This is a genomic window from Pseudomonas sp. NCHU5216 (assembly GCF_052156495.1).
Classification (GTDB): domain Bacteria; phylum Pseudomonadota; class Gammaproteobacteria; order Pseudomonadales; family Pseudomonadaceae; genus Aquipseudomonas.
In genome coordinates, this window is the sequence record NZ_JBQLIX010000002.1 from 167,530 (window position 1) to 182,185 (window position 14,656).

A 14,656-nucleotide genomic window follows, 5' to 3' on the forward strand; every position below is an offset into this window, starting at 1 on the left:
GGTGAAATATTCCGGCCGCAACTCTAGATCAAAGCCTTGGCAGAACGTCCTGCTCGAAGATCTGCAGCGGCGTGAGACCATCGATGTTGATGAACTCCCCCTGCATTTCGCACAGACGCTCCTGATATCCAGTGACAGCAACGATCCCGTAGCCAAGGCTACCGTTTTCAAGCGTAACCTGGCGGGAAGGTAAGTGACTCATGAGCTCGAGCATCGCCGGCTTATGCTGTTGAAGATATGCGTCTGGACTCAGCTTGCGCATCTGCAGACGTGACCTGAACTCGGGCGACATGAGTTGATCGGCTGTCACCCGATAGGGCTTGAACTCTTTCGTGCTAGCGATCGACGGCAGAGATCTTCCCATCGCTGCCGTATCGTAGGCCTGGTAGCGCACCGTGACGTCGACGACAACGAAGGGCGGGGCGACGACAACCGCATGCGCGGCCGTAAAGTCCCCTGAGTCGACTGAGTAGAAGTACCGCGGCGATCGTGAGATAGCAGAGGGGAAGGTGACTGTCAGGTTGCTCTTCGCCGTGTAGTTCCAAACCTGGAGCTCGTCGAGCATGCGTGATAACACGCCTGACGCCACGACACACAGGCCAGGTCGCCCATCTTGAGCAACTCGCTTGGACACGGCCTCGGATGCGACAAGTATCATCCGCTCGGCCCGGGCGAGTTCCTCTTCGGTGTACATTCTCGCCTCTACGAGACGGGCAACCTTGTTCAGAGCATCAGGATATCGAGCTTCCGCATGCAGAAACTCAGGCGTGTCGTGGATACCGGGACGGGTCGCATCAATTCCGTTGCGGGAGAACCAAATTTCCAGCTCTCGCAGAATGTCGGGATTGCTTAACGGCCAAGGAGTTGTGCCAGAAGGCGCGGACGCTGCGTCCCTTGCAGCCTGCAGTTTGCGTCGTCTTGCTTCACCCATAGACCCTGCTCCAACATTTGATCTGATGGAGCATTGTACTCATCGGCGGCCATGCAGACTGCTTCGCCTTACCCCCGCCTGATGCCAAGGCCACTGTTACTGGCGGCACGCTCTTCGTCGATCGAGTTGTAATAGATGTCGGTGGTGGTCTGAAGGCTTGCGTGGCGGAGATCCATCTGCAGGTGCTTCACCGGCCGAAACTCAGCATCAAACGTCGCGCCCGTGTGTCTGAGCCAATGCACTGTGGCGCTCTTCAGCTGATCACACTCATCTTGAGTGCGCCCCTCTGACAGCATCTTCTGGATGGCCCGATCAAACACCTCCTGCACCAACGAACGAATCTGCCGCGCCGATAGTCCTGGCCGACCACTATTGGTAGTGAGGAGGGGGGTGTTCTCTCCAGAGGCCGGCAGCGGTGTGAGGTTACGGCTCTCCCGATAACGTTTCAGGTATTCCAGGAAGTCAGGCTTCACTGATATCTCTGCCTGGACACCACCCTTGCCACACGCAGCAAACCACCAGCAATTCTTCCGCTTGAAGAAGGAGCCCATTGTTGGCTGCCAGGCGTCACTCCCAGCCAGATCACCAATCCGGAGATACATCGAGAAGAGGGCGACGACGATGAAAAGGCTTCGCTCGTATTTGGGGTCTGAATCAGCCATCTCGCGGGCCACATCCAGGAGGTAGTCCCACTCAAGCTGGGTGAGGGACTTGCTGGATCGTTGTTGCGGCTTCTGGCCTGTCAGCCTGCTTCGCTGCTTTATCGAGAATGGGTTTCGAACCTCATGCCCCATGTCGGCGACATGCTCGTAGAACGCGTGGCAGGTGGAAATGATCAACTCCAGTGTCGTGCGCTGCACCGTGTAAACGCCGGCAGCACCTGATCTCTGCTCACTGAAGGGTCGCCAGGCGCTGTTGAAGGTCATCGCACCCCCATCCAGCACGAAACGCCTGTTCGTAGTTGGCCCGATCCACTCAGACGCCGGCGTCTTGTTGAAGCGGACAAAGTCCTCAGCGTCCTGCAGGGAAAGATCCAGGATCGATCGCCCACGAATGATCCAACTCCATAGGAGCAGTCTCTCGACGAAAGTACGGTAGGTGCGCAAAGTAGAGGCGTTATGCGAGTAGCGCTTTACAAATTCACTGGCTATCGCATGGTCACCGGACACGTCAATTTCACGTGGAAAGCTCTCTAGGTAAGCTGCGACCACCGCACCGATGTGTTCCTCGTCTGCAGCACTCCCATCTGAAACGATCTTCCCGAAGAGTGGTCTTGGCTGGATAGCTATCGTCTTCAATGCGAACTGTCTCCAGGCATTCGCCAAGCGAAGATAAGCCGACCTCGGCTTGGCTTGGACTCTGAGGTTGATGTGCCTAAGGTTACCCGGCCCTGGTGTTTTGAACAGCAATAACGGCGTCATTTGCTGCAGCAGGTTTGGGTTGTTTCAACCAGATTGGCGAGGCCCGGAAGTTTCCAAGCTCTTCTAGAGCCCAGAAGGCAAAGGTGCCCGAGTGCAGAGGAGGAGGGAGGGGGAACATCTTGGCAACCTAGCGCTGCCAGGTAGCCGGGCCGCACCTTGCGGCCCACCTAATGCATAGCAACCGAAGTCAGAGCTACTTCGTGAACGACACCGGTTTGAAACCAGGGATCAGCTTGCAAGCCATCTCGTGGAGAGATTCGACGGTGACGGGTTTTACAATGTACCCGGATGCACCAGCGTTCTCAGCGATCTGCTTGTCCGCCGGCGTTTGTCGTGAAGACACCATGACGATGGGCATAACACTCAGGTCGTCATCAGATGCACGCAGCTCAGCCACAAGCGAGATACCGTTCAGGTGGTCGGACAGATTGATGTCCATTGTGCAGATGTCCGGGCGGAAGCTCTTGAGCTCGGCAAACATGTCCTGAACGCTGTGGACGTTCCTGACTTCATCGAACAGCTGCTCGGCGACCTTTCGGGCAACGTAAGTGTCAGTCGGGGAGTCATCCACAATGAGGATTTTGGTTTTCGCGGGCTCGAAGGCTTTCGGCTTCACGGTATCTTCGACTTCAGTGGCGTTACTCATACGTCCTCTGGCTTAGCTCAGGTTAAAGCCCGGCACATGGCCGGGCAGGGCGGTCAATAGGCCGAGTAGCGCGCCTCGATCGTGCGCTGCTCCCGAATATGCTGCTCATAGGTGAGTTGCTTGTCCTCGAGCTTATGATCGATCTCGCGAAGAGCCTTTGCTTTCTGGCGCTCAACCTCGGCGCGGGTCGCGTAATAATTCTCTGCCTTCGCGGCGCCGGCAACATCGAATGGTTGCCACAGTGGCCCCAGGAATGGGTAGAGCGGGATGGTTGCGATGCACAGCCCATAGCTACGGACATAGCAGTAAGGTACACCTGGAAGCAGGCCGAGCACCGCGGCCGTGGCGACACTTTTCTCCTCAACAACGAGGCCCTTGCTTTCGTAAACGGCCAGCTCTTGTTTCTGCCCTGTTGCCAGGTGAGTAGTACAGCCAGTCAACGTGGCGAGGCCGAGAGCGAGGAGGGCGAGATACTTCATTGGGATACTTTCCTTGGTTTGGGTTGGTAGGGACCGGTATAACGGCCCAGTCCCTCATTTCAACGCCAGGGGAGGGTATCTGAAGCTTTTCTGCCCTCGTACTCAAAACGATGTCACCTTTTCCACTTGGCTGGCAGCCACCCACCGCGGGCGACTGGTCGACGCGTGATCCCAGTAACCCGGAGTACTGGTTACTGCTTCGTCACGGTCATGCTGAGCTCATACTTGCCGCGCTGGTTTTCAGACATCACCTTCACCGGCTCACCGTTTTCGGTGAACATCGACGCGGAGAAGCCGAGGGTCGCTGTATCAGGCAGAGACATGTTGACGTTGTCGGCAACAGGTTGCAGTCGCATTTCGAGCAACTCGGTGTATTCGAAGTCGTAGGAGAGCAGCACCTTTCCGTCCGACATCAGTTGCGGGGTACCGCTAAAGACAAAACCTAATTTCAGCGGTTTGCTTGTCTCGTGGCTGTTGCCCTGACCATCGATCTCGATCGAATCGGTAATCGGCCGGATCTGGGCATTCTCATAGTGACCAGTCACATTGCTATCGAGGATGCTGGAATAAGCGCCGACGACAACCCCATCCTTCGTGAGTTGAACATCGAGCTTATAGGCGTCAGTGGCAGCAAATGCGGTAGATGCCAGGCAGGAGAGGGCGAAGCCGGAAATCAGTTTCTTCATGTTTGACCTTTCAGTGAGTGGCGAGGGGCAAGGGGCGAACGCCCCTGTACAAACTCACAGAAAGGTTACCGGCGCAAAACTCGACTGCAATCCAAAACGGTCGTTGGAATTCGTATCAGCAGATGCGAGCGAAAGCAGCAGTTGCGCCGGCCCTAAGACAGATTCACCCAAGTGGTACCAGGCGGCAGGTGAAACTTCTGAGGGACCTCTGGCTTATTTATTTGCCTCAAGAACTCGCCGCCCCCCTGATCAAGCACAGTGTCATTCAGCTTCTGCACATCAGCGCGTAGCCTGGTAGGCATCCGGATCACGCTGTCATCACCCAGTACCAGATCAAGTAATCGAAAACGTCGGAGCCCTGCAGCAGTGGACAAGCATCTTGATCGAATACGGCGATTCCGAGTGATCGCTTGCAAGTGACCCGCTGGCTCGTAGCAATGCTTATCGCTCCTGAGGACACCCAGAAGAACCTTGGCTTCAATATCTGCTAACCCTCGGTAGGTGTTCATTCCCCCAGGCAGGACACCAGTGAAATTCAGACTCTCTCGAATCAGTTCCTGATGCCTCAACTGGATAGCCGCCGACAGCTCCGGATAGCCAAGGCCGAGTGCAGTCGCATACCGATACATCATCTCTATGACCTTGAACGCCACGATGTTCCTAGACATTCCTCTGCGCATGTCCATGCAAATTGCTTCCCAGGCCTCGCCATCGAGCTGCTGCGAAAGTCCATCACCAATCCTCGAAAGCTCCACTGTGGAAAGATTGAGAGTAAAGCTAGTGATGGCCATGATCAGCTTTACATGGGCAGACAGATCCAATCCGGGAAAGAAACGCCTCGCAATGATGTGTAGCACATTGTATTCAAGCCGTTTCGGGCTTTTTAGGACCCCATCCAAACCTGACGCTATGCGCGCCTCATGGGCGTCTGGCAGGTATCCATACTTGATCGTGTACCAACGCAACTCTGCATCTACTTCACTCGCGAGGGCGTTCGCTTCAATCAACGACAGCATGCTGAGTGGTGTTTCCGCCACACGCTCACCATGCTTGTACAAAAGAACAGTAACCATGGCTCCATGGCGCTGGCTGTAGTGCACCTGGCACACCGGCTCTAGTTCGGTCAGCGGAGTGTTCTGGTGGATTTTGGTCAGTTCCCAGTGCATCTGCAGCTCTGAGAAGTTCAGCATGGCCACCTCCAGCGCGTTATGGTCGCCGATCGCCAGGCCGGCCAGGGCACGATCTCTGCGAACCAGGAACTCAAGTCCCCACAGGGTGGTGGTCAGATCCAGGTAATGGGTCACCTCATGCACAATGAGACGGTAGGCATCTATCCTGGCAGGATCGTTTGCATCTGCAGCGCGAGGAGGGCGCATGGCCTTTCGAAGAAACGATGCGTCCGGCTTGGCAAAGCTCGAAAGCAAGATGATGCTGGTATCGAAGTTGGTGCACCCCTGGACATCCGGGGAGGAGAGCGCGCTGCGGGTAATGCCGCGCGCCACTTTGTTTTTTCGATTTCTCATGGGTGACTCAGGGTTCTGGCTACGCCGGTGCGCAATTCTACCTAGAGTCAGGGGAGGGTCGAACCATGGCTAGGCTGCTCGGAAGCCTTCTGGGGTTCTCACTCCTGGTATTCACCTGCACGCTCATCTTGCAGAACTGGGCTCAGCTGGGCGTGCTAGCGAGGATCTTCGTTCTGGTGGTGCCGACCGTCTTTGGAACGGTTGCCATACTCGCTGCGGCGGTTATCGCCCGTGAGTTTGTCGCGGCGACCATTCGCAAGATGTTGCGCAAGCAAGAAACCTGGGAACTCAACCGCTCAGCGCTAGCGAATCCACCAGGTGGAAATCTGCTAACCCTAGGCGTCTTGGCATCTGTCGGATTTGGCCTCTATGCCATTTGCGAGCATCTGTTCGGCTGAGATAGTCCCAGGCGAACCCACAAGTGCTCTTACTTGCCGCCTCGCAAACGCTCACGCACCAGCGCCATTACTTTCTCGCCTTGCTGTCGAAGCTTGGCGATACCTGTCTCGCTGAGCGGAAAGCCATCGGCGTGGACCAGGTCAGTAAGTCCACCAATACGGCTGACCTGAGCGTGAATATCGTTGGCCTCAACTTCCTCGTCGCCGGCTTGCTCTTGCTCAATGAGCCATGTGAGTTGCGCGATTTCCTTTTCAACTACTGCGATCAGTCCCAGTTCCCAGTTATTCGCCACGATGCAGCACTCAGTCAGTGGAAGGTATGAACCATTCTGACAGATGAAAGGCACCATTCGTCCGCGAATTCAGAAGGTTGGTAGCGAGCGTATAAACTCTAGGTCAGCAGCATGAGTCGAAGACTATCGATGTGCCGCCAAGAGAGAAAAGTAGACATTTCCCCAGCTTAAAATGTGCATTTCGCAAACCGCCGTTAATAAAGATTAACGGCAAAATATGGCATCCGTCCCTCCCTTTTGATCCTTCAGTCTCCTTTTTGATCAGGCTCATCACGTCTTCCAGATCTGGGCGCCCAGTAATCTCCCTGGTCGTCATCAGTGAGCCTTCCTGACCAACCATCGTCTAGTTGGTATAGCAGGTTCAACCAACTGCGTTCACCAGTCGTAGCAATCGTCATAGAGATGGTGTATCCCTCGGGTCAAACGCCAATATCCCAATGATGCTGGTATGCTGAATTGTGCCAACGAACCAACCCTAACAAGGCCTGAGCATGAGTTTGATAAACGAGTACCGCGAGACAGAAGAAGCCATCAATGAGCTGCGGCAGCGCCTCGCAAATCTGCAGAACAATGACGCGCTGAAGAAGGAGCTCGAGTTCGAGAGCAAGCTGAAAGCGCTAATGGCTGAATACGGCAAAAATCTGCGCGACATGATTGCTATCCTCGACCCTCAGAGCACCAGCAAAACCGTTACCAAGCCCGGAAAGGCTCAGCGGGCGCCGCGGGAATTGAAGCGCTACAAGAACCCGCACACTGGTGAAGTGGTTGAGACCAAGGGTGGCAACCATACAACCCTCAAAGCCTGGAAAGCCAAATTCGGCGCCGATACAGTGAAGGGCTGGGTGGTTTAACCCCCGCCTTCCCAAATGAAAAAGCCAGGCAAATGCCTGGCTTTTTCATGCGTGATCATTCAGTTCGTTGCTGCTTTCATTCTGCCGGCCGGCTCGTTTTCGCAGCCGTAGTAATCACGCCCTTCCCGCTTTTCTGTTCGCCAGTAACGAATAGTCTCGGCGATGCTGGCCCTGTCATGGTACGCGACCTGGTCGACGTCAGATGCTTTCCAGTCGTCGAAGGTCTGCTCCTGCAGCCTTACCATAACTTGCTCAATCGGCATTTGCGGATCGCAAACCTCCTCATGCTGGATTGCCGGGTTGAACCAGGTGTCTTTGTCATAGCCTCGAGGGAGATTCGTTAGCTGCCACCAACCTCGATAGCTCGACCTGGGCCGCAGTAAACAGTCACGTCGATAGTCGCTCTCGTCTGCAGATGTCCACTTGCCCTTCAGCATTTGCTTCTGGCGATGCCCTTCTCGCCTGACGAAGAACGCCTCGTGACTCTCCGGATCACACTCCGCTTGGTCATAGAACTCGCAGCCAACTCCAATACGCTCCCAGCGCATTGCCGCACGAACCACGGATGACTTTGTCGGGCCGAAGATCCATTCATACTCCCGCAGAAAGACCGGCTTCCGGCAACTGACCCCCTCGCAGGCAAATTCGAACTGTGATTTGTGCTCCTGCCAGAACTGATCAAGTTCGGCGAGAGTTGGAAGCCTGACGAACATGGTGCCGTCCTCCATCAGCTGACGCTCTGGCAGGCTGAGGTCTACGGGCAACAGGGACTGGATCTTCTTCATCAAGCAGAATTCCAACAAGCTGGGCTAAGGGTGGCCGCTGAAGTTGCTCATGCGTTAAAGCTCTTCGCAGCAGTTACGCATGAGGTTGCCCAATGGCATACGCACTCGCCACCCAAAACACTGTCAGCAAATTCAATGCAGAAACTCTGCATGAATTTGCAAGTACACCCAGGCTAGTTTCACATCGCTTGAGAGAACGCCTGTTCGATCTGGGGATTCAGATAGAAGCCCGGCCGTTCCCGGAAGAGCTCAGCACCGCCACGAACGTACTGGAGCATCATTTCCCCGCACATCCAGTACCTGTTGAGCATTTCGGCAGCCAGGCCCGCTACCATCCTCCCGCCGAATGGGTCGACGACCAGATCGCGCTCCTCGGTGAGGAATCGAATCAGGAAATCTGCGACGGAAAGCGGCTGTCCTGCACCATGGACTGGCAAGCCCAGGTTCGTGGCTGCTTCTTTGTAGGCAAGGCCGTATCCACACCGATGCCCACGTATGAGGACGTTACGGGGGATCTTGCCCGGTGTAGGCGCCCCAAAGCTGCCACGTCGAAGACGGTAGGCTCCATCACTGTAGGAAGCCTCCCGAGCTTCTCCACCAGCAGCGATGAGCTTTAGGTGCCTTTCCGAGTGCTGCTCGAGCACACGACGATTGTCCGCCTTGTTTCGCAACGGATCTTTGGCGAACCAAAGGATAGGTTCCCACCCTACGTTTAGCTGTTGCCTTGTCTTCGACGCCCACTGAACTGGCCCAGGAGCCTTGCTTGGGTTTGACCATACGATCCTGTCCATAAGCGAAAGACCAGTGTCCTCAAGCGCAATCACCAGTCGCTCGAGGTAGGTTGAGCGTGCCGGGCTTCCCGGCATGAACAAATCATTAGAAGTGTTCAGCGCCAAGGAGCCCTGCGGGGAAAGCTTGTCCAGCAGGGGGGCGATGGTTTCAATGATGAAATCGATGATTTCATTGGGCTTGGGGTTGCCATATTTTCTAGGCCTTGACAAGCAGTACGGAGGGGAAGTGACGATCAACATTACCTCTTGGTCAAGGTTCTTGAAGATGTCGCCGCTACGCCCAAGGATGGCCACTCCAAGGTCAGTGCGAAATCCTAGAACCTTCACGCCCGGCTTCACGGCATTCAAATCCCGTTTGGCCTCCTCTGTGAGCCCCCACACGCCACGCTCGCCTTCCACTCGGCAGAGCACGTTCATCTTCTTCAGCGATTGTTGAATCCAGCGGATCTGCCGGTGAACCAGGTTGTGCTGTTGGCCACTCTTCCCGATTGGGACTCTCTCTTGCATCGCTTCACTTGGAAGGCCAACACGGTTGGCGACAATGCGGTAGAGCGTCTGGTTATCCAGCGCAGTCTCAGGGTTGTCTTTGTAAATCTGAGCGATGTGCTCAATATTGAAGAGCTCACCCTGCCCCGGGGCCTTAGCCGTTGCTCGCTTCACTTTCATTTGGTCCTCGGCGGTGAAGTGCTATCTGTGAAACGAATATCAGGCGGTACCAGATGTGGCAGAACCCCTAAGCTCCACAGGAACAGACGGCTCACCGCCGCTGGAACAGCTCATCTGAGAGCGACACCAGTGAGGTCGCTGTCCGCACAGGCTCTACTCGGTTTGGGAACCAATGGCAGCTCTGCCTAGCCCGGGTGATCGCGATGTAAGCCAAGCGAAGCGCCTCACCCTCCAGTACCGTGTCCGCCGGCGCAGCATCGCCCCGTGTACTGAAGCCAGCCAGTTTGTACAACTGGTTTCGATAGGATGACGATGCACCAGCGCTCGGATCACCGACCAGAATCACGACGTCTGCCTGAAGCGCCTTCGCCTTGTGGAATGACCGCACTCGAATTCTCCGGCCTCCTTCGGTGCGCTCCTTGCGTATCAGGTCGCCAATGGTGGCATCGACCCAGGCGTGATCCTGTTGCTCATCGATCAGAACGAGCACCTGGTTTCGCCTGGCGAGCGCTTCATTGCACACCTGCAGGAGTACTTCCTCGTTCTTCTCATGGATCTGGACGGGTGCAGGCTCTCCACGAACGCGGCCTACAGCTCTTGTGTTCCGTCCATAGCCACTGCCTAGCTTCAGCAACAGACTCTGCCCAGCATCGATAAGCAGCTGGTTTGAGCGAAAACATTCCTGAAGCTGATATGAGCTGCAGCTTCCGCCTGCAGGGAATGACTCTTCCACGCCTGCGAGTAGTCTGGGTGCCGTCCCGGAACTGCCATAGGCCCACTGGTTTGCGTCGCCTGCGACAAGCAAGCTGCAGCAGTGCCCCGGATCGTACGGCTTGCTGGAGTCTCTTCGCTGGATCTCTGCCAGCACTCCTCGTATCCAGCTCGCAACAGGCAGCACATGGTCTTCTCCGTTGTCGACCAACATGTGGCGACAGCGCATGAGCACCGAACTTGGAACATGTCGAAGATTCTCCGGCTGGCTCTCGCTGAACATGTCGAACAGCCGGCCGAAGGGAAAGCTTGGCTGCGCTAGTGATGCAAGTTGACGCTCCAGGGTCTGCCAGTAGATGCCCAGGGCCTCAAAAAATACGCTGTCTGCGCTCCCCGCCCTAAAGTTCAGCCTGGCCGGGATTGTCGTTACCTCAAGACCCAAAGCGTCAATCATCGAAGCCGCGGCGTTGAATGCCTCAAGCAATGGCACCGGCTGAGCGCTTCCCTCCAGCTGATAGCTAAAGGATGGAGGGGTTCTCTGGATCTCCTTCAGGGCACCTACAAGTGCGTGGGCCTCCTGATAAGAATCGACATGAAGCAGGGGCTCCGCGAAGTATGCCTGGAGCATGGTCCTCTTGATGGCCACGTCCTTATACAGTTCACGAACTGCCGCCGGAGATCTCTTTGCGTGCCGGTTTTCGCTGCGATCGAAGCCCAGCACCACGTACATGCCCAGCTGGGGTATGTAACCGTTGCTGCTAAAGGCATGACCTCGGATCTTGAACTCCTGCCTTCGGGGCTGAATGCCTTCGAGTGGCCACATACCCGCGGCGCTCCACTGCGCCTCAAGAACATCGCACATCTCATCATCGTAAGTGCTGAGCTTCCACGCCATCGGCGCTCGCTGAATGACTGTGGGCGCATCAACCTCCAGACGTTGGAGCTGCAGAGATGCCTTGAACAAGCGCTGCATCAGATCGGCAAAGCGTTTATCGGACCGGTACAGCAGATGAAGGCATGCCGACATTTCCTTCTGCTGCCGTGGCGTCAGCGGCGTGTCGTGTGGCCGGCCATCATCCAATGACTCAAGGGCCCTATCATTCAGCACCTCGAAGGGCATGCACCCGCCCAGGTTAGGGACTGCCCTCACCTGCTCAATTACGGCTGATCTTGGCGTTTTCACGACAGACAGGGCTACCTGCAGAGCAATGTCGACCTGCCACGCTGACAGGAGCGCTTGAAGCTCCGCCGCTGTGTCCTGCCTAGCCTCCCTGCTGAAGGTCAGAACGGTAATGTTGTCGAGCGGCACCTTCAGGTAGATGTGGAGGTAGATCACCCTTAGGAGGATCGACTGGGTCTTACCGGTGCCTGCTGCGCCAGTGATGCTCGTAGTCGCGGTGACCGAGTGAATAGCTTTCCACTGTTCCGCAGTCGGTTGCTGATCCGGTGGTAGATACCTTCCGCAGTCGGCGCGCATGCGAGTTTTCGCTTCGGCGGTGGCCGGCAAACGTTGCTCACTGAAGAGTGAAACATCGGTTCCAGGTACAGCACTGACATTCTCAGGCCGGTACTGCAGCAGTATCCGCACATTGGGCACCTCAAAGTCGAGTTGAGGTGTTGCCGGCGCCGGCGGCAGGTCCGATCGCTTTTGCCCTTCCTTAACCGAGCGAGGGTGTACTGCTCCAATTAAGTCCAAACCGCCAGACAACAACGCGGCGAGCACTCGCTTGGATGGCGACAGATGATCGTTTGTGGTTGTTGAGTCGGCCTGGCTACTCACTGCGAGGTTCCCTATCGGCTGCTTTCTGATGAGCCGAAAGTTTGGAGCCACCTGAGCTGGACCGCACTCCAAAATGCGTGCGGATTTTCCTACACCTGTTTTGACTAATCCCGAGTCCGCTTTGTCGCTATCGTCAGCATCGGTTCCACCATGCGTGGACCGGCACACAATCTGACGGAGCACTCATGAACGCTGAAAACATACCTACTCAAGAGCAATCGCCGAATAGTCTGCTAAATCGTGCTGCAGGCGTAATGGCAATTGCTGTGCTGCTGATGTGCCTTGTGTATTTGGTTGTGTGCGTCGTAGCTTCGCTGATCATTGCCGCTCAATCAGGGCTTACTGATGCCGACATGCAACACGCGTCATTCCTCAGCACACGACTGGGGCTCGAATTCCACGGCACTGTGTTCGGCGGGCTCATCTTCGTCTATGGGGTGTTGAACCTTTTCAGTGGCAACGCTACAGGGCTGGTCCTGGCCCTGTTTGGCTTCTCCGGCATCCTGGCCTGCTCTGAGCGAGTTGCATTAGAGCAGGGCATCTTGGATGGCGACTTACGGATCGGTTGTTACAGCTACGAGTCGCTCGAGTGCAGGAAGATGCTGAAGCTTCCAGAACAAGACGCACCATCTATCTATAAAAACCCCAGCGAGCGAATGGCCAGTGGATATGCAGACTGGTACATCCCGGTGCGCGCCAAGGCGATAAGTGAAGCAGACGTTGCACTGCCCAATACCTTGCCTGGTGTTGCGCTCTTGAAAAGCCCCGTCACCCTCTTTCTCCACCTCGATGAACTCAAAGCAAAAATCGCTTCTCAGCAGTCCGAGCTCGCTTCGTTCCAAGCATCTGTCGAAGGGGCGATCAAGCAATGATGAAGCAAGTCCCGTTTGAGGTAGTCCAGTTCCATAGGCACCTGGTCGCTCAGCTGAAAGCTCTAGGACAGACTCATATCTTTACGGCCGGCTCGCCCATCGCTTCGTTGGGCGCATCCGACGCGGCCATCTACTTGGTTGTTCGTGGTGCAGTCTCCATTCAGATTGTCGACTGCGAGCAGGAGCAGGAATTGACCGCCACTCACGTTGCCCCGCATGAAGTGTTCGGTTTTCCGGAGGGGGATCGTTCCGCTGAACAGCGGCTACGCATTCATGCGGAAGCAAAGACTGACTGCATCGTGGTTGAACTGCAGCGCAGTCAACTTCTCGCCCTTGCTGCGGAACACCCTGATCTCTTGATTGAGGTCTGCAATGGCTTGGCTCGATTCTCCATGAAGGCCATGGAGAAAGTCGGGCGTTTCGCCCTCTTCAGTGCTCGGGGGAGGATCTCAAGCGCGCTTGTCGACCTTTGCGCCCTGCCAGACGCTGCAACGCACCCGGATGGGTACCAGGTGAAAATCAGCAAGGTTGGGTTGGCGAAGCTAGCTGGCTGCACCAGGGAGATGGTTGGCCGGGTGATGAAGGAGCTGCATCAAGATGGCCTCATAACTTCAAGCGGTCGGAAGACAATCGTCCATCACGAAACACCATCCCTGTAGTAGCTCTGCCCCTAGATTAGGGGCAGTTGCCCGCCCTTCTATACCCTGCCTTCAGAGCATCTGCTTCGCCGGCGTATACCACCAGATTCTTAGCTGAGATCCGACCGTAGTAGGGACAGCTCTGCAGGTGGTAAACACCAGAGTTCCGATTCGCGTGGATCGGAGCAGTATCTCGCTGTGCCGGCGCCCTCTGAAACATGCCTTGGCCCAAAGTAGCGACCTGTTCTAGCCGCCCCGCTACAGCGCCGGCTGTCGATAGGGCCTGGCCGGAAGCCACTCCTCGAGAAATGAGTTGTACGCCCGGAGGCAGCTGGCTTGCACCGAGCTGCATGAAGATCGGTGCGTGATCGGAGACAAACGCTCTTGCCTGCTTGTGGTTAATCTTCAGCATCGCTGGGTAGTTCACGACTCCGCTCCGCGTCACGATGAGATTCGTCCGTTTTGCCACGAAGACGTTATCGTACAAATTTGCGAAGCCTCCGTTCGGCGATAGTGTCGAAGCACCGCTGGTGATCAGCGGCCTGGCCTTCATCCTCAATTCAGCAAAGGCTGGGTGCCCGGGAGGCATGTTGAAATCTCCAACAAGCATCAGCTGCTCACCTGGATATACCTCTTCCAGCCAATCCCAGTAGCGGCTGAGTTCCTGTATTTCGGGAATCCTGTCTCTTTCACCCTGCCCGAACAGAATATGAACGGTCCCTAGAACCAAGGTATCCCCGTTCGCAGTACGGAATCGTGCAGAGAATGGTTCACGGATGAACACCCGCTTTCGATCCAAGTAGCTAACCGCACCATCCTCATATCGCACGGCGCTGTCACGCGAGAGAAATGCGTAGCTCTCCTTGTATCGTTTGCTTCCGGCCGGGCTGGAGCTAATCACACTCCACTGCTCACCGGTGCGCGCTTCAACCGCTGACTCGAGCTGAGCTAAGGCCTGCTCGTTCATCACCTCCTGTATAGCCAACAGATCGACGGTGCCTGCAACCGCAGCTACCGCGGCATAGGACTTGTTGTTGCTCTCCCCTAAACGCATCAAATTCCAGGTGCCAACACGTATTGAAGCAGCACCAGCCACCTCACAGACACAGACCAAAACCAGCGCAATAGCTGTGACTACTCGTTTCACGCTTTTCTCCAGACTATTCAGGACACCAATTGGCCGAC

At 55.9% G+C, this 14,656-nt stretch carries 15 protein-coding genes; 4 read left to right on the top strand and 11 right to left on the bottom strand.

Going from position 1 to position 14,656, the window contains the following annotated elements; all coding sequences use genetic code 11:
• Positions 1-28: 28 nt before the first annotated feature.
• The 6 genes from ACSVIK_RS02545 to ACSVIK_RS02570 all read right to left on the bottom strand — a co-directional run bounded on the left by ACSVIK_RS02545 (position 29) and on the right by ACSVIK_RS02570 (position 5,686).
• Positions 29-931 (bottom strand): hypothetical protein, encoded by a 903-nt coding sequence (locus tag ACSVIK_RS02545; protein ID WP_442442808.1) that lies wholly within the window; start codon positions 929-931, stop codon positions 29-31.
• Positions 932-999: 68 nt separating this feature from the next.
• Positions 1,000-2,229 carry a tyrosine-type recombinase/integrase gene (locus tag ACSVIK_RS02550; protein ID WP_442442809.1) on the bottom strand — a complete coding sequence of 410 codons (1,230 nt, stop codon included), beginning with the start codon at positions 2,227-2,229 and terminating at the stop codon, positions 1,000-1,002.
• A 316-nt stretch (positions 2,230-2,545) separates the two neighbouring features.
• The gene (locus ACSVIK_RS02555; protein ID WP_442442810.1) at positions 2,546-2,998 is read right to left on the bottom strand and encodes a response regulator; all 453 of its coding nucleotides are present in this window, start codon (positions 2,996-2,998) and stop codon (positions 2,546-2,548) included.
• Between the two features lie 53 nt (positions 2,999-3,051).
• Positions 3,052-3,477, bottom strand: coding sequence for a hypothetical protein (locus ACSVIK_RS02560; RefSeq protein WP_442442811.1), 426 nt, complete (start codon positions 3,475-3,477; stop codon positions 3,052-3,054).
• 191 nt (positions 3,478-3,668) lie between these two features.
• Positions 3,669-4,163 carry a hypothetical protein gene (locus ACSVIK_RS02565; protein WP_442442812.1) on the bottom strand — a complete coding sequence of 165 codons (495 nt, stop codon included), beginning with the start codon at positions 4,161-4,163 and terminating at the stop codon, positions 3,669-3,671.
• Positions 4,164-4,315: 152 nt separating this feature from the next.
• A complete protein-coding gene (locus tag ACSVIK_RS02570; RefSeq protein ID WP_442442813.1) occupies positions 4,316-5,686 on the bottom strand; it encodes a hypothetical protein in 1,371 nt (456 codons plus the stop codon).
• A 65-nt stretch (positions 5,687-5,751) separates the two neighbouring features.
• Here ACSVIK_RS02570 and ACSVIK_RS02575 point away from each other — a divergent pair, with 65 nt between their 5' ends.
• The gene (locus tag ACSVIK_RS02575) at positions 5,752-6,084 is read left to right on the top strand and encodes a hypothetical protein (protein WP_442442814.1); all 333 of its coding nucleotides are present in this window, start codon (positions 5,752-5,754) and stop codon (positions 6,082-6,084) included.
• A 29-nt stretch (positions 6,085-6,113) separates the two neighbouring features.
• Here ACSVIK_RS02575 and ACSVIK_RS02580 read toward each other — a convergent pair whose 3' ends face one another.
• On the bottom strand, positions 6,114-6,377 hold the full coding sequence (locus tag ACSVIK_RS02580) for a hypothetical protein (RefSeq protein ID WP_442442815.1): 264 nt from the start codon (positions 6,375-6,377) through the stop codon (positions 6,114-6,116).
• 491 nt (positions 6,378-6,868) lie between these two features.
• On the opposite strand from ACSVIK_RS02580, the gene ACSVIK_RS02585 reads away from it, so the two are divergent.
• The gene (locus ACSVIK_RS02585; protein ID WP_442442816.1) at positions 6,869-7,228 is read left to right on the top strand and encodes a histone-like nucleoid-structuring protein, MvaT/MvaU family; all 360 of its coding nucleotides are present in this window, start codon (positions 6,869-6,871) and stop codon (positions 7,226-7,228) included.
• 59 nt (positions 7,229-7,287) lie between these two features.
• On the opposite strand, the gene ACSVIK_RS02590 is transcribed toward ACSVIK_RS02585, so the two are convergent.
• From ACSVIK_RS02590 to ACSVIK_RS02600, 3 genes are all read right to left on the bottom strand, one after another.
• Positions 7,288-8,013 (bottom strand): hypothetical protein, encoded by a 726-nt coding sequence (locus tag ACSVIK_RS02590; RefSeq protein WP_442442817.1) that lies wholly within the window; start codon positions 8,011-8,013, stop codon positions 7,288-7,290.
• Between the two features lie 179 nt (positions 8,014-8,192).
• Positions 8,193-9,470, bottom strand: coding sequence for a DNA methyltransferase (locus ACSVIK_RS02595; RefSeq protein ID WP_442442818.1), 1,278 nt, complete (start codon positions 9,468-9,470; stop codon positions 8,193-8,195).
• A 91-nt stretch (positions 9,471-9,561) separates the two neighbouring features.
• The gene (locus tag ACSVIK_RS02600; protein WP_442442819.1) at positions 9,562-11,961 is read right to left on the bottom strand and encodes a UvrD-helicase domain-containing protein; all 2,400 of its coding nucleotides are present in this window, start codon (positions 11,959-11,961) and stop codon (positions 9,562-9,564) included.
• A gap of 185 nt (positions 11,962-12,146) precedes the next feature.
• Here ACSVIK_RS02600 and ACSVIK_RS02605 point away from each other — a divergent pair, with 185 nt between their 5' ends.
• Positions 12,147-12,833 (top strand): hypothetical protein, encoded by a 687-nt coding sequence (locus tag ACSVIK_RS02605; RefSeq protein ID WP_442442820.1) that lies wholly within the window; start codon positions 12,147-12,149, stop codon positions 12,831-12,833.
• Positions 12,830-13,492 carry a helix-turn-helix domain-containing protein gene (locus ACSVIK_RS02610; RefSeq protein WP_442442821.1) on the top strand — a complete coding sequence of 221 codons (663 nt, stop codon included), beginning with the start codon at positions 12,830-12,832 and terminating at the stop codon, positions 13,490-13,492. Before ACSVIK_RS02605 ends, ACSVIK_RS02610 begins: the two co-directional genes overlap by 4 nt.
• 16 nt (positions 13,493-13,508) lie before the next feature.
• Here the strand turns inward: ACSVIK_RS02610 and ACSVIK_RS02615 are convergent, their stop codons facing one another.
• Complete coding sequence (locus ACSVIK_RS02615) at positions 13,509-14,618, bottom strand: endonuclease/exonuclease/phosphatase family protein (protein ID WP_442442822.1); 1,110 nt, start codon at positions 14,616-14,618, stop codon at positions 13,509-13,511.
• Positions 14,619-14,656: the final 38 nt, after the last annotated feature.

Coding starts and splice junctions, on each gene's coding strand:
- ACSVIK_RS02545 (WP_442442808.1), bottom strand. CDS start 931: ATGGGTGAAGCAAGACGACGCAAACTGCAGGCTGCAAGGGACGCAGCG.
- ACSVIK_RS02555 (WP_442442810.1), bottom strand. CDS start 2,998: ATGAGTAACGCCACTGAAGTCGAAGATACCGTGAAGCCGAAAGCCTTC.
- ACSVIK_RS02560 (WP_442442811.1), bottom strand. CDS start 3,477: ATGAAGTATCTCGCCCTCCTCGCTCTCGGCCTCGCCACGTTGACTGGC.
- ACSVIK_RS02565 (WP_442442812.1), bottom strand. CDS start 4,163: ATGAAGAAACTGATTTCCGGCTTCGCCCTCTCCTGCCTGGCATCTACC.
- ACSVIK_RS02570 (WP_442442813.1), bottom strand. CDS start 5,686: ATGAGAAATCGAAAAAACAAAGTGGCGCGCGGCATTACCCGCAGCGCG.
- ACSVIK_RS02575 (WP_442442814.1), top strand. CDS start 5,752: ATGGCTAGGCTGCTCGGAAGCCTTCTGGGGTTCTCACTCCTGGTATTC.
- ACSVIK_RS02585 (WP_442442816.1), top strand. CDS start 6,869: ATGAGTTTGATAAACGAGTACCGCGAGACAGAAGAAGCCATCAATGAG.
- ACSVIK_RS02590 (WP_442442817.1), bottom strand. CDS start 8,013: ATGAAGAAGATCCAGTCCCTGTTGCCCGTAGACCTCAGCCTGCCAGAG.
- ACSVIK_RS02595 (WP_442442818.1), bottom strand. CDS start 9,470: ATGAAAGTGAAGCGAGCAACGGCTAAGGCCCCGGGGCAGGGTGAGCTC.
- ACSVIK_RS02605 (WP_442442820.1), top strand. CDS start 12,147: ATGAACGCTGAAAACATACCTACTCAAGAGCAATCGCCGAATAGTCTG.
- ACSVIK_RS02610 (WP_442442821.1), top strand. CDS start 12,830: ATGATGAAGCAAGTCCCGTTTGAGGTAGTCCAGTTCCATAGGCACCTG.